Source organism: Arthrobacter sp. SRS-W-1-2016, assembly GCF_002009585.1.
GTDB classification, from domain to species: Bacteria; Actinomycetota; Actinomycetes; order Actinomycetales; family Micrococcaceae; genus Arthrobacter; species Arthrobacter bambusae_A.
Genome location: NZ_MTPV01000010.1, coordinates 40,195 through 54,745 on the forward strand (window position 1 = coordinate 40,195; position 14,551 = coordinate 54,745).

The 14,551-nt window shown below is 66.5% G+C and carries 9 protein-coding genes; 4 read left to right on the top strand and 5 right to left on the bottom strand.

The window, feature by feature from the left end:
* Positions 1–47 precede the first annotated feature (47 nt).
* A complete protein-coding gene (locus tag BMF89_RS02580) occupies positions 48–2,741 on the bottom strand; it encodes a GNAT family N-acetyltransferase (RefSeq protein ID WP_078105512.1) in 2,694 nt (897 codons plus the stop codon).
* Positions 2,742–2,795: 54 nt separating this feature from the next.
* Here BMF89_RS02580 and BMF89_RS02585 point away from each other — a divergent pair, with 54 nt between their 5' ends.
* Positions 2,796–5,333, top strand: a complete 2,538-nt coding sequence (locus BMF89_RS02585; RefSeq protein WP_078105513.1) for a DNA topoisomerase IV subunit A — start codon at positions 2,796–2,798, stop codon at positions 5,331–5,333.
* Between the two features lie 56 nt (positions 5,334–5,389).
* Here the strand turns inward: BMF89_RS02585 and BMF89_RS02590 are convergent, their stop codons facing one another.
* Positions 5,390–5,770, bottom strand: coding sequence for a glyoxalase (locus tag BMF89_RS02590; RefSeq protein ID WP_078105514.1), 381 nt, complete (start codon positions 5,768–5,770; stop codon positions 5,390–5,392).
* A gap of 125 nt (positions 5,771–5,895) precedes the next feature.
* Between BMF89_RS02590 and BMF89_RS02595 the strand changes: the two genes are divergently transcribed.
* Both BMF89_RS02595 and BMF89_RS02600 read left to right on the top strand, forming a co-directional pair.
* The gene (locus BMF89_RS02595) at positions 5,896–6,414 is read left to right on the top strand and encodes a DinB family protein (protein WP_078105515.1); all 519 of its coding nucleotides are present in this window, start codon (positions 5,896–5,898) and stop codon (positions 6,412–6,414) included.
* 8 nt (positions 6,415–6,422) lie between these two features.
* A complete protein-coding gene (locus BMF89_RS02600; RefSeq protein ID WP_078105516.1) occupies positions 6,423–7,505 on the top strand; it encodes a nitronate monooxygenase in 1,083 nt (360 codons plus the stop codon).
* Positions 7,506–7,749: 244 nt separating this feature from the next.
* Here the strand turns inward: BMF89_RS02600 and cydD are convergent, their stop codons facing one another.
* Genes cydD through BMF89_RS02615 form a run of 3 tightly spaced genes read right to left on the bottom strand, consistent with a single transcriptional unit; the run spans position 7,750 to position 13,889 of the window.
* Positions 7,750–11,154, bottom strand: coding sequence for a thiol reductant ABC exporter subunit CydD (gene cydD / locus BMF89_RS02605; RefSeq protein WP_078105517.1), 3,405 nt, complete (start codon positions 11,152–11,154; stop codon positions 7,750–7,752).
* 3 nt (positions 11,155–11,157) lie between these two features.
* Entirely contained in the window at positions 11,158–12,255 is a 1,098-nt protein-coding gene (cydB, locus tag BMF89_RS02610) for a cytochrome d ubiquinol oxidase subunit II (protein WP_078105518.1), read from the bottom strand.
* A 20-nt stretch (positions 12,256–12,275) separates the two neighbouring features.
* Complete coding sequence (locus tag BMF89_RS02615) at positions 12,276–13,889, bottom strand: cytochrome ubiquinol oxidase subunit I (RefSeq protein ID WP_078105519.1); 1,614 nt, start codon at positions 13,887–13,889, stop codon at positions 12,276–12,278.
* 274 nt (positions 13,890–14,163) lie between these two features.
* Between BMF89_RS02615 and BMF89_RS02620 the strand changes: the two genes are divergently transcribed.
* Positions 14,164–14,550, top strand: a complete 387-nt coding sequence (locus BMF89_RS02620; RefSeq protein WP_078105520.1) for a BlaI/MecI/CopY family transcriptional regulator — start codon at positions 14,164–14,166, stop codon at positions 14,548–14,550.
* Position 14,551 lies beyond the last annotated feature (1 nt).

Here is a 14,551-nt window from a genome sequence, read left to right on the forward strand (position 1 = left end):
GGCTGGGGACTTCATAACTGTCCGGCCTCCGGCGGTCAACTGTCCGGTCAGCTGAGCATCGCGCGGCGGGCACTGTCCGTGCGCTGTGCGGCGTTCCCGATCCACACCTCGGCGGCAAGGATTTTCGCGCCCTGAGTCCCGGCCAGGACGGGATTGAACTCCACGAGCGCGATTTCGGGGTGTTCATCCTTGAGCCGGACCAGCCGTGCTCCCAGGTCTTCGAGGGCGGCCACGTCCACTGCCGGCAGCCCTTGGTATCCGAACAGTTTCAGGGAAGCCCGGGGTGCCCTGATGAAGTCGTGCAGATCAGTAGTGGACAAGGGCGGCACCCGGTGCGCCCAATCGTCCAGGAGGTTCACGGCGTCACCCGCCAGACCGAAAGAGACCACGGGCCCCAGGAGCGGATCCTCGATGGCCCGGAAGGTGCAGGCCTGCCCCACGGGAACCATGGCCTGCACCTCTATGGCCGATGAACCGTAGGGTTCGAGTGCGCGACGCATCTGCGCGATATTGCGCCGAAGCGAGTCCGCATCCTCGATGTCCAGACGCACACCTCCCAGGTCCAGGCGGTGTCGAAGGGCGGGATCCGTGGTCTTGAGCACCACGGGCCAGCCAAGCCGTTCGGCGGCGGCTACCGCTTCGTCGTCGCTCTCGAACACGGCCGACGGCACCACGTTGATGCCGTAGCGGGACAGCAGCGCGGCCGCTTCGCCGTCGTCGAGCCGGATCAATTGCTCCCCCGGGACGGAGGACAAGAGCCGTGCGATGTGTTCGCGGGTACCCTCGCGGTCGCAACCCGCGGGCTCCACGAAGATGCCCTGGTCCCGGTCCAGCCATTTTGCGTACCGGACCACGGCCGCCAGGGCCGCCACTGCGCTGCCCGCACTGGAATAGCAAGGCAGTGCCGGGCCGGACTCTCCGCCGGGAGCGATCACTCGGTCCAATTGCACGGACGTGTCGAGGATCCCGGTGAATGCCGCCACGACGGGTTTGCCGGCCTCTGCCGCACATTCGGAGAGCACTCCCGCGATCGCGTCCATCGTGAGGCTGCGGGACGGGACCATCGCCGCCACCACGGCATGCACGGCATCGTCCGCAAGTGTCTTCCGGAGGCTGCGCCGCAGCCCTTCCCGCGCTGCGGACATCCCCGCGTCCAGGTCCACGTCGGTGACGATCCGGTCGACGACGAGTCCCTGCGGCGCCGCGTTGTCCGCCACGACCTTCCCGAAGGCCGCTGAATTGCTGTAGACGGCGAGCGCCGGGCCCTTGGGCAACGGTTGGCTGGAAACGATCTGCGCCACGTCCATGAGCTGTTCGATGGTCTCCACGGCGATGACCCCGGCTTGCCGCATCATCGCGTCCAGGGCTGCCACGGGCGCGAGCGTGGTCCTGACCACGTGCCCCGGGGGAAGGCGGAGACCGGTGACGTCCGATTTGGCCACGATGACAGGCTTGCTGCGCGACAAGCGCCGGGCCAGCCGGGAGAACTTGCGGGGATTGCCGATCGACTCCAGGTAGAGTCCGACGGCGGAGGTATCGGGATCGTCTTCCCAGAACTGCATGACATCGTTGCCGGAGACATCGGCGCGGTTGCCGGTGGAGAGGAACGAGGAAAGACCCAGGCCGCGGCGACTTGCGGCGGCGTAGACGGAAACGCCGATGGCCGCTGACTGCGTGAACAGCCCCAGTCCCCCGCGCCCGGGCAGCTTCGGAGCCATGGACGCGTTCAGCGAAACCTCCGGGTTGGTGTTCACGATCCCCAACGATTCAGGGCCGATCACGCGCATCCCAGAGGACCTGGCCCGGCGCACGAGTTCCCGCTGCTTCCGCAGCCCCCGTTCGCCGTCGTCCGCGTACCCGGCTGTGGCGACCACGAGGCCTTTGACCCCGGCTGCACCGCACTCGTCCACTACTTTCGGAACTTCTTCGTACGGTACTGCGATGACTGCGAGCTGCACCGGCCCGGGCACGTCGGCGATCCGGGCGAAGGACTTCATGCCGGCAAGTTCGAACGCCTCCGGGTTGACGGCGTAGACCGCGCCTTTGAAGCCGCCTTCCACGATGTGCTCAAGCAACTGGTGCCCGATGGTCCCCCATCTGCGGCTGGCACCCACCACGGCGATCGACGACGGCGCCAGCAAGTCGCGCACGCTGCGGGCCTCGGCACGGTGTTCCCGCGATTCCATGACGGCCAGGGATTTTTCGGTGGGGTCGATGTTGAAATCAACGCTCACCACGCCGTCGTCGAATTTGCGCACCAGCTCGTACCCGGCGTCCGCGAACACGCGGAGCATTTTGCGGTTCTCCGGCAGGACCTCGGCCGTGAAACGGCGGATGCCGTTCTCCCGTGCGGCCGCGGCCAGGTGTTCGAGGAGGATGGAGCCGATGCCCCGGCCCTGCTGGACATCGGAAATATTGAAGGCGACTTCGGCCTCGGTCGGGTCATCGAGCCGGTCGTAGCGGCCGACGCCGACGATCTCTCCACCGATGGTGATGACGAACGCCACCCGGTCTTTATGGTCCACTTCGGTGAAGCGGTGCAGTTCCTTGGTGGAGAGTCTCGGTTTGAACGAGAAGAACCGCATATAGATGGAGGTCTCTGACTGCGCCGCGTGGAAAGCCTGGAGCGCGTCGGCATCCCCGGGTGAAATTGGTCTCAAGTGGGCCGTTCCGCCGTCGCGAAGCACGACATCGGCCTCCCAATATTCCGGATATACGCCGGCGCCGGGCTGATCCACCATAGGCTTAGCCTAGCCAAGTCTTCCGCAGTACACGTTTAAGGATCCACCGACTCCATGGCACGCAGCCAAAGTCCCTCCCGCGCAAACGCGGCCTCGGCCGCCCTCGACGGGGACTTCACCGAGAACATCATCGATATCGACGTCACTTCCGAAATGGAAGGCTCCTTCCTGGAGTACGCGTATTCGGTGATCTATTCCCGCGCGCTCCCCGATGCGCGCGACGGCCTCAAGCCCGTTCAGCGACGCATCCTGTACATGATGAGCGACATGGGCCTGCGCCCCGACCGCGGGCATGTGAAGAGCGCCCGCGTGGTGGGCGAAGTCATGGGAAAGCTGCACCCCCACGGTGATGCAGCCATCTATGACGCCATGGTGCGCATGGCACAGGACTTCTCACTGCGCCTGCCCCTGATCGACGGCCACGGCAACTTCGGTTCGCTCGACGACGGCCCGGCCGCACCGCGTTATACGGAAGCCCGGCTCGCCGCGGCCGCGATGACGATGACCGAGCACCTCGACGAAGACGTGGTGGACTTCGTCCCCAACTACGACAACCAGCTCACCCAGCCGGACGTACTGCCCGCGGCCTTCCCCAATTTGCTGGTCAACGGCACCACGGGCATCGCCGTCGGCATGGCCACCAACATGGCTCCCCACAACCTCGTGGAAGTCATCGCGGCCGCCCGGCACCTCATCGCCACTCCGGACGCCACGCTGGAAGACGTCATGCGGTTCGTGCCCGGCCCGGACCTGCCCACCGGCGGCCGGATCGTGGGACTCGACGGAATCCGCGATGCCTATGCCACCGGACGTGGTTCATTCAAGACCCGCGCCAAGGTGGAGATCGAGCAGCTGACCGCGCGCCGCACCGGCCTGGTGGTGACCGAGCTCCCCTACATGGTGGGTCCGGAGAAGGTCATCGAGAAGATCAAGGATGCCGTCAACTCCAAAAAGCTGACCGGCATCAGCGATGTCATGGACCTCACCGACCGCAAGCACGGGCTGCGGCTCGTGATCGAGATCAAGAACGGCTTCAACCCCAACGCCGTGCTGCAGCAGCTCTACCGGTTCACCCCGATGGAAGACTCCTTCGGCATCAACAACGTGACTTTGGTGGACGGGCAGCCTCAGACTTTGGGCCTGCTCCAGCTCCTGCAGGTCTATGTCGGCCACCGCCTGTCCGTGGTGCGCCGCCGCACTGCTTTCCGCCTGGGCAAGAAAAAGGACCGCCTCCACTTGGTGGAGGGCCTTTTGATCGCCATCGTCGACATCGACGAGGTCATCCAGATCATCCGTTCCTCCGACGAGGCATCGGCGGCCCGCGAACGGCTGATGTCGATCTACGACCTGTCAGAGATCCAGGCCAACTACATCCTGGAACTCCGCCTGCGCCAACTGACCAAGTACTCGCGGATCGAACTCGAGAAAGAACAGGAAGAACTGCGCCGGGAGATCGCCGAACTCGAGGCGATCCTGGCGTCCGACGTGCTCCTTCGCGAGCTGGTGTCCGGAGAATTGGCCGAAGTGGCCGAGAAATACGGCACCCCGCGGCGCACGGTCCTCCTCGAATCCGAGGCCGTATCTCCCACCGTCGCAGCGGCGCTCGCAGCAGCCGTCCCGGCCGGCAAGGGCAAGGCCGCCGCGCTCCCGCTCGAAATACCCGACGACCCTTGCTGGGCAATCCTCAGCGCCTCCGGCCAGATCGCGCGTACCTCCAACCAGGAGCCGCTGGCCGAATCCGGCCCGCGGAGCAAGCACGATGTCTACCGCTCGGTGGTCAAGACAACCGCGCGCGGCGAGATCGGCGCGGTCACCTCGCAGGGCCGGATGCTCCGGGTACAGGTGATGGACATGCCGGCGCTCCCGCCCATGTCCGGCCTGCCCAATCTTGCCGGGGGCGTCGCAGCTAAAGACTTCATCACCCTGCTCAAGGGCGAATCGCTTGTGGCGTTCGTGCCGCTGGATGCCGTGTTGGCCATCGGAACGGTCCAGGGCGTGGTGAAGCGCGTCCAGCCCGACTACCCGTTGAACCGCGAAGACTGGGAAATCATTGCCCTCAAGGACAAGGACGCTGTGGTGGGCGTGGAGCCTGCCCAGGACGACGACGTCGACCTCGTCTTCGTGACCCGGCTTGCGCAGCTCCTGCGGTTCAGCGCCTCCGCCGTCCGGCCGCAGGGCCGCACCGCGGGCGGCATGGCGGGAATCAAGCTTGGTGACGGCGACGACGTCATCCACTTCGGCACAGTGCGCGCCACCGACCCTGCCGCCGTCGTCGTAACGATTGCCGGCAGCAACGGTGCGCTGCCGGGAACCGCTCCAGGCACGGCGAAGATCACCCCGTTCGAGGAGTACCCGGCCAAGGGCCGGGCCACGGGAGGCGTGCGGGCCCACCGCTTCCTCAAGGGTGAAGACACTCTGCTGCTCGGATGGGCGGGTCACGGTCCGGCGAAGGCGTCATCAAGCGCCGGCGTTGCCCGGTCCCTCCCGCAAGAGCACGGCCGCCGCGACGGCTCCGGTGTTCCCCTCTCCCAGCCCGTGGATGCCATCGGTGCGAGCATGGCGTGGGAAGAAGGAAACGCCGGGGAGAATTGACCGGAAGCCGCCGTTGACTGCTACGTCCCGGCTGGCCACGTCCTGGCCCCGCTGGCCTACATCGTCGCGATACTGATGATGTTTCCTTCCGAGTCGAGGAACCAGGCTCCCCTTTCGCCGTCCGGCAAAGTGGCTACGCCGTTTTCGGTCTTCAGGCCAGGGAAATCGTATTCTTCGAAAACGACTCCGCGCGTCCTGAGATCGGCCATGTCCTGGTCCAGGTCCGTGCTCTGGAATCCAAGTTGGGTGTTCTTGGCGGTTCCGGCGTTGGGCGTCTCGTAGAGCAGGAAGGCTGTGCCGTTGGCGCACTTGTACATCAGGTTGTCGCTTGCCTCCGGATTATCCGGTTCAAGACCGAGCTTGTCACGATAGAAGTCGCGGGCGCGGGCGATATCGCTGGCAGGGAGCACACCGGCGACGTTTAGATCCTTAAGCATGGCAATTTCACTTTCCAGGCTTCCCCAGCACCTAACTTTACTCCTGATCGGGCTGATCAGACCGGGGATGTGCCTCTCTCCGGGCAGTGTGACCGGATCAGGAATCCGGGCCCTAGACTACTGCCATGCCGATCATTCCTGATGACAAGGACTGGACCTGGGTCCTGTCCACGCCCTGTCCCGAATGCGGCTTCGACGCCGCCACCGTGACCCCGTCCACCGTCCCGGGGACAGTCCTCAACATGCTGCCGCGGTGGCGGGCCGTTCTGCGCCGGGAAGACGCGTCCACCCGCCCGGACGAGCACACATGGTCGCCATTGGAGTATGCCTGCCACGTGCGGGACGTCTTCAGCCTGTTCGACCAGCGCCTGAACCTGATGCTGCGGGAGGACGACGCCCACTTCGCCAATTGGGACCAGGACAAGGCCGCGATCGACGGCGACTACGCCAACGCGGACCCGGCAGAAGTGGCTACGCAGCTGGCCGCCGAGGGCACCCAAATTGCCAACTCCTTCGCCGCTGTCCACGAGGATGAGTGGCCCCGCACCGGGGTCCGCAGCAACGGCTCCACCTTCACCGTGCTGACATTCGCCCAGTACTTCCTGCACGACGTAGTCCATCACCTCCACGACGTGGACGGCTAGGCGCTGCGATGTCGTGGAAAGACACGCGGGCTACCCGCCTCCTCAACATTGGGTTGCCCATCGTCCTCGGTCCGTTCGGTGGCCTGTCCTCGGTGGAGCTCGCGGCCACGGTCAGCGAGGCTGGCGGCCTGGGTTCGTACGGCCTCTACGGCTACGACGCGGAACGGATTGCCGACACGGCCCGCGAACTCCAGGAGGCCACCGGGAAACCGTTCGCGCTGAACCTTTGGCTCCCCATCGAGGGTGAAGAGCCACCAACCGCGGACGCCCGGCAGTTTGCCGCCTACGTGGACATCCTCCGGCCGTATTTCGAGCTGGTTGGCGTAGAACCACCCGCGCAACCGGATGCCTACCAGCCCGATCTGCAGGAACAGATCCAGGCGGCCATCGATGCCCGGCCCGCCGTGCTGAGCTTCGTCTTCGGCGTTCCGTCCGCGGCCGTCATCGAGGAGGCCCACCGGAATGGCATCGTGGTGGTGGGTACTGCCACCACCGTCGACGAAGCGGTGGCGTTGGATAACGGCGGCGTTGACGCGATCGTCGCCACGGGCATGGAGGCCGGCGGGCACCGGGTTTCCTTCCTCCGCGCGCCGGAGGACTCCCTCGTCGGGGCCATGGCCCTCGTGCCCCAGGTGGTGGATGCAGTCTCGGTTCCGGTCATCGCCGCAGGTGGTATCTCCGACGGCCGCGGAGTCGCTGCCGCGTTGGCCCTTGGCGCGGACGCGGTCCAGATCGGTTCGGCCTTCCTGGCCACGCGGCAATCAGCCATCAGTCCCGCGCACCTGGCCGCGATGCGCGGACCCGACGCCGCCCATACTGTCCTGACCCGCGCACTCAGCGGCCGCTTGGCACGCGGCATCCCCAACCGGATCATCGCGGAACTCGCCGATCCTTCCGCCCATGCCCCGTTCCCGATCCAAAACTGGCTGACCGGCAAATTCCGGCCCGCTGCCGCGGCTCAGGGAGTCCCTGACCTGATGTCGCTGTGGGCGGGTCAATCGACGCCGCTCATCAGGGAGGACGACGCACGGAAGTTGGTGGCGAACATCGTCGAGTCCGTGGACGCCACCTTCGGACGCCTCCTCGGCTAGTTTCCGTCTGCTAACTTCCCGTTGACGTCGCGAGAGGCGAGAAGCCGCGGTCATACTTGAATTCGATTCGCCGCTTATGCCGGGCTCCTGGACATGCCCCTCGCCAGCGCTAGCGGATGGACATATTCCCGTTATGTCCGGTCGCGGCCGCGAAGAACGGGCATGTCCTCCCGACGCGAAGAGGACTTGGCCCCTAAACCCCCGACGAATAACTAGAAATAACGAGAATCAACGAAAATGACCACTAGTTTCCGCGCACGAGCATCGGGAGTGCCGACGGCGAGCCGAGATCCAGGCGGGCGTCTCCCCCGGCGATGTCGGCCGGGTTGTGGGTCACCAGCACCACGGTGACATCCTTCAGTCCGGCGCGCAGCTCCGCCATCATGAGCCGCCCGGCCTCGGCGTCGAGATGGGCGGTTGGCTCGTCCAGGAGCAGGACTTTTGCGCCGGTGAGGAGCGTGCGGGCCATGGCGAGCCGCTGGCGTTCGCCGCCGCTCAGGGACGAACCGGAGGGGCCTATGCGGGTATCCAGGCCCTTCGGAAGTCCGGATGCCAATCTTGAGAGCCCGACGGCGCCCAGCGCCTTGTGCATGTCCGCTTCGGAAGGCTTGTGGCCGGCCGGGCGGGCGAGCAGCAGGTTGCCGCGGATGGTGGAGTCGAAGAGGTGGGCCTCCTGGGGACACCAGGCGGCATTCCCGGTGACGCATGCCCTGCCGGAAGACACGGGCAGGAAGCCAAGCAGCACGGAGAGCAACGTGGATTTCCCGGAACCGGAGGGTCCCGTGACCGCGAGCCACTGCCCGGGAGCCGCTTCGGCGCTGAGCCCGCTGAACACGGGGGTTCCACCCGGCCATGACGCTTCGAGGCCATCCAGCAAAAGCCCCGCGGCACCGTCGGGCCGCTCCGGCAGCCTCAGCACGCCGCCGCCGGCATCCGAGGCGTCGAAGGCTCCGGACTGCGCGATCCGCCGCAGCACCGCGGCCAAAGCCGGACCCTGCCGCACGGCGGACACAACTGCTCCGTAGGGCTCAGCGAGGGCCAGCTGAACCAGGACGACGACGGCCAGCACAGCCGGCGCGACAGTTCCGGTTTGCACCGAGGGGGCGCCGAGGATTCCGGCCGCCAGCGCTCCCAGGGTGCACGCCAGCACGGTCAATCCCTGGCCGATGCCATCCGCCCACGCGGAACGCTGCGCCGCCGCAGTGGCCGCGCTGTCCCTCCGGGCCAAGGACGACAAAACCATTCCCGCCACGCCGTTGGCGCTGAGCTCGGCACGGGCGTCGAGCGCTGCGGCAACATCGCGAAGCACCAATGAGCGCAGTTGCTGCTCTGAGCGGGCCGCGTTGCGGTCGGCCGCCAGGGCAAGAAGAGGAGCTGCGACAAGGCCGAGCACGGCGGTGGCGACCACCACCGGCACAGCGGCGGGAACCAGCAGGGCCGAGGCGACCACCGCCGCCACCCCGACCGCAACCGCGGAGAGGGGCGGCAGGACGACGCGCGGCAGCACGTCCCGCAGCGTGTCGACGTCGTCCACCACCGCTCCGAGGACATTGCCGCCCAGCAGGAGCCGCCGCAAGGACAGGGCCCGCGCGCTGAGGCTCGCCCAGAGCGCGCCGCGGAGCCTTGTCATCGCCGCGAAAACCGTGTCATGGACGACGAGCCGCTCGGAGTAGCGCAGCACGGCCCGGCCTATGCCGAAAAACCGCACGCCGACGATTGCTCCCAGCAAGTACAGGATGGGCGGTTGCTCGCTGGCGCGGATAATGAGCCAGCCGGACAGCCCGGACAACGCCACGGCAAACAGGGCGGCGAGCGCCGCAAGCAGCACGGCACCGGCGAACTTGTAACGGACGGGCGCCAGGATGCTCGCCAGGGCCTTGAGCATGGAGATGGCGGTGGGGGGTTCCATTCCCCCGTCCGGTGTGCTTCCGGGATTCGCGTCCCCCTGGAGCGGAGCCGGCACGGACACAGCGGATTCCGGGGCCACGTGGCCGGCATGCTCCTGCGCCGTCACGCCGTCGACGCTCACGACGTAATCCGCCAGTTTCCGGGTCGCGGCGTCGTGGGCCACGAGGATGACAGCCGCGGCCCCCCGCAGCCTCGCGATCGCCGCACGAATGGCGTCCGCGGACGCGACGTCGAGGTGGGCGGTGGGTTCGTCGAGCAGCAGGACCGTGGCACCGGCGTCGAGGCGCGCCAAGCCGCGGGCCACGGCCACCCGCCGCACTTCGCCAGGGCTCAACTCGGCAGGATGTTTGAACGCGAGGTGCTCCGCGGCGGCTTGCTCCAAGCAACGCATGGCCCTCGCGATGTCAGCGTCCGGCGTGGATCCAGTGACGGACGACGCGAAGTCCGCGTCGCCGCCGTTCAGGTAAAGGACAACCTCGTCCAGGACAGTACCGGCGACCATGACGGGATGCTGCGGTACCCACGCCACCGAGCGCGCATCCAGTCCGGTGACGGAACCTTCGATGGTTGCCTCCGGACCGTCGCCGATCGTGCCGGCGAGAACGCCAAGGATGGTGCTTTTGCCTGAACCGCTGCGGCCATCCAGTGCGGTAATCCGCCCGGCCGGAGCCTCGAAGTCGATAGGCCCGACGGCGGCACCTGCCCTTCCCCTGTACGTCACCGTCAGCCCGGTGACTACGACGCCGGCGGAAGCTCCGGCGTCGTGCGCTTCAGCACCGGAATCATCATTCAGCGAACGGCCCGCCGGCGACTCCAGCACGGCGTTGGTTGCGGCCAAGGCCTCGCGCCCGTCGTCGCTGGCGTGGTGGGCCGTACCCAGCTCGCGCAAGGGAAGATAGCAATCGGGGGCGAGGATGAGGGCCAGCAGGCCGGCTTCCAGGCCCATGTCGCCCGCAACGAGCCGCACGCCGATGAAGACGGCCACGACAGCGACGGAGATGGTGGCTATCAGTTCCAGGGCGAGCGCGGAGAGGAACGCGGTCCGCAGGGTTCCCATGGTCCGTGAGCGGTATTCCTCGGAGAGGTCCTCGAGGGCTGCACGCTGTTCGCCCGCGCGGCCCAGTCCCACCAGCACGGGAAGGCCCTTGGCCAACTCCAGGATGTGCCCGGAGAGCCTCCGCAGCGTGGATTGGGCTTCGTGGACCCGGTCCTCGGTGTGGCGGCCGATCAGCACCATGAACAGCGGGACCAGCGGCACGGTCAGCACCACCACCACGGCACTGACCCAATCCGCGAAGAGTATCCGCGCGCCAAGGAGCAAGGGCAGCGCAGCGCAATTGACCAAGGCGGGCAGGAACTGGGTGTAGTAGTTGTCCAGCGCATCAAGTCCGCGGGTCGCGAGCACGGCGAGACCGCCGTCGTTCACGTCTCCGACCCGTCCCGCAGCCCCGGGGCCGAGGGCGCGCCCCAGCAGCCGGAGCCTCAGCTCTTCCTTGACCCCGAGGGCTGCCCGGCGCGCCGCGACTCCCTGGCCCCAGACCGTCAGCGAGCGCAGGACGGCGCCGGCGGCTCCCCAGGCGAGTCCTTCGCGCCACCCCATGCCGCCGGCAGCAATGCCGGACAACATCCCCGCGATGGCCTGCGCTATCAGGACCAGCGACAAAGCCTTGAGCGAGGACAGCAGACCAAGGACGTACAAGGCGGATCGGGTGGCCGCTCCGGCCGGCAGCTGCGGCTTCATCCGCTACTCGCCGGCGTCCTGCGGTGCGTGTTTGGCAGCCGGTCCGCCCGGAGCCGCATGGCCCACCAGCACCTTGGCCGCAATGGCCGGCAGGAAGCCATGCGCGGCGGGAATGTGGGCTGCGCTCACACGGCGCCGGAACACCCAGTAGGTCCAGGCCTGGTACGCGATGACCAGCGGCAAGCCGACGGCGGCCACGATGCTCATCAGCCCCAGCGTGTAGGCCGACGATGAGGCGTTGGAAATCGTGAGGTTGAAGGCGGGGTTCACGGTGGAAGGGATGACCACGGGGAACGCCGCGCCGAAGATGGAAGCGGTGGCGCACACCAGGAAAGCACCCAGGGCTCCAAAGGCCTTGCCCTCAGCCCCCTTGCGGGCGAGGACCCAGGCCGCTGCACCCGCCAGGACTCCGAGGAGGACCAGGATCCACGTCAACGGCTTGCCGCTGAGCAGCTGGAGGGCCACCATCCACGCAAGCAGCGGCAGCAATCCGAGCGGGGCGAGCCGCACAAACCAGCGGCGCGCACGGTGCCGCACGTCGCCGTCGGTCTTCAGTGCCAGGAACGCCAGCGCGTGCACCAAGGCGAACGCGACGACGGCCAAACCGCCCAGCAGGGCGTATCCGCTGAACCAGGCAAAGGGGCCGCCCTGACGGTCGCCGTTCGAGTCGATCGGCAGCCCGGTGGTGGTCAACGCCAGCGCGGCGCCGATGCCGAACGCCGCCGTGAACGAACCCAAGGCAATCGCCCAGTCCCAGACTGTCCGCCAACGCGCAGTGTCCACCTTGCCCCGGTACTCGAAAGCCACGGCACGGAAGATCAGGGCCACCAGGACAATCAGCAGCGGCAGGTAGAGCGCCGAAAACAGCGAGGCGTACCACATCGGGAAGGCCGCGAAGGTGGCACCGGCCGCGGTCAGCAGCCACACTTCGTTCCCGTCCCACACCGGACCGACCGTGTTCAGCAGAACCCGGCGGTCGGTGTTGTTCCGGGCGAAGAGCTTCATGAGCATTCCGACGCCGAGGTCGAAGCCCTCAAGGAAGAGGTAACCCGTCCACAGCACGGCGATGGCCACGAACCAGACGGTAGGCAACAGTTCCATTCGAAAATTCCCTCTGCTTCCTAGTAGGCGAATGCCAAGACGTCGTCGCTGTCGCCGGGTTGGCCCGGGGCGCCCGGCGTCCCGCCGTCGTCGTCCTTCTTTTCCTTCTTTTCGCTCCCGCGAGCCTCAGCGAGCTCCGGCATCGCGGACACCACGCCTCCGCGGGCGTATTTGACCAGCAGCCGGACTTCCACCACGAGCAGGACCGCGTAGATGGAGGCCAACACCACCAGCGAGGTGATGAGCTCTCCGGCGGAGACGCCTGGCGAGACGGCCGCGGCCGTGAACATGAACACTTGGTCGACGCCGCTGGCGTCCGGATTGGGCGCGACGACGAACGGCTGCCGCCCCATTTCCGTGAAGATCCAGCCGGCGGCGTTGGCGCCGAAGGGAGCAAGGATGCCGAAGACCGCGAGGCGCATGATCCAGCGGGACTGCGGGACCAGGCCCTTGCGCGTGACCCACAGGGCCAGCAAAGCGGCAAGGGCGGCGATCCCGCCGAAGCCGATCATCATGCGGAAGCCCCAATAGGTCACTTCCATGACGGGCACGTACTGGATTTCCTGGCCTGCCCGGTCGCCGTACAGGGGATTGTTCGGCAGGTGGGTGCCGTACTTGGCCTTGTACTCGTCGAGGAGGCTGTTGACCCCCTTCACTTCGGTGTTGAAGTCCCCCTTGGCCAGGAAGGAGAGGATACCGGGGACCTCGATCACGGCCACGATGTCGTTGCAGTTCTTGGACCCGAGGTTGCCGATGCTCAGCACGGAGAACCCGGTGCCGTCGTGGCACGCGGCCTCTGCCGCGGCCATCTTCATGGGCTGTTGTTCGAACATCAGTTTGCCTTGCATATCGCCGGTGATGGCGGTACCGGCAAAGGAGATCATGGCGACGACGGCGCCGATCCGCAGGGACGTGATCCACACCCTGTAGTCGGCCTTGTCCCGTCCGGGAATGTCGGCTTCGCCGGCGACGGCGCGGCCATCCGTTCCGACAGTGTCGATGCCGTCGTGGCGGCGGCGCCAGAGGTGGTACCAGGCGATGCCCAGGAGGAACGCACCGGCGACGGCCAGCGCGCCGAAGAGGGTGTGGGGTACGGCCACCATCGCGGTGTTGTTGGTGAATACCGCCCACGCGTCGGTCATGACGGGACGCCCGTTGACCATCGTGACGCCGACGGGGTGCTGCATCCAGGAGTTGGCCACAATGATGAAGTAGGCCGAGAAGACCGAGCCGATCACCGCGATCCAGAGGCACGCGAGGTGGACGCCGCGCTTGAGTTGCTTCCAGCCGAAGATCCAGAGTCCCAAGAAGGTCGATTCCACGAAGAACGCCAGAAGGGCTTCCAAGGCGAGGGGAGCACCGAACACGTCGCCGACGAACCGGCTGTATTCGCTCCAGGCCATGCCGAATTGGAATTCCTGCACGATGCCCGTGGCCACGCCCATGATGAAGTTGATGAGGAAGAGCTTGCCCCAGAACTTGGTCATCCGGAGGTATTCAACCTTGCCGGTGCGATACCAAAGGGTCTGGATGACAGCCACGACAAGGCCCAGTCCGATGGTCAACGGCACCATCATGAAGTGGTAGACCGTGGTGATTCCAAATTGCCAGCGTGCGATTTCCAAGGCGTCCATTGCTGTCCTTTTTATCCGGCTGCCCGCGAAGCGGCGTCCATTTCTACCTAGCGTAGAACTTGTTTCTTCTACACAGTGTAGAACAAACCCGCTGCGATCTGCTCACCACTCTTCCAGCGGCGTCACAGTGCCGCAAGGACACGGCGCGCCGCATGTTCTACCTCACGTAGAATCGCCGCCTGAAAAGCGGTAGATTGAAGGTGGAATGTTGGAACATCGCACTTCCCCCGGCCCATGAGACGGGGAGGGAAATGCGGAAAGTAGGGATGCATTGATGGCAAGTCTTGGCGAACTGGAACGGGCGGTCATGGACCTCCTTTGGGCGGGCCAGGAGGCTGCGACAGCCAACAAACTTCGTGATCTGCTGGCGCAGGATTCTGCCGCCACGGACGGCATTGCAGGACACCAGGGCAAGGACCTCGCAGTCACCACAGTGCTGACGGTCTTGTCCCGCCTTGAGAAGAAAGGCCTCGTCGAGCGCGAACGCGGCACCCGCCCACACCGCTACCAGGCTGTTTCGAGCCGCGCGGACCACACGGCGGACCTCATGCACGAGGCACTCGGCTCCGCGCCGGACCGCGAAGCCGTGCTGGCCCGGTTCATCGGTTCCGTGAGCGAGAGTGAAGCCGCCACGCTGCGCAAGCTGCTCGGCAAAAACTAAC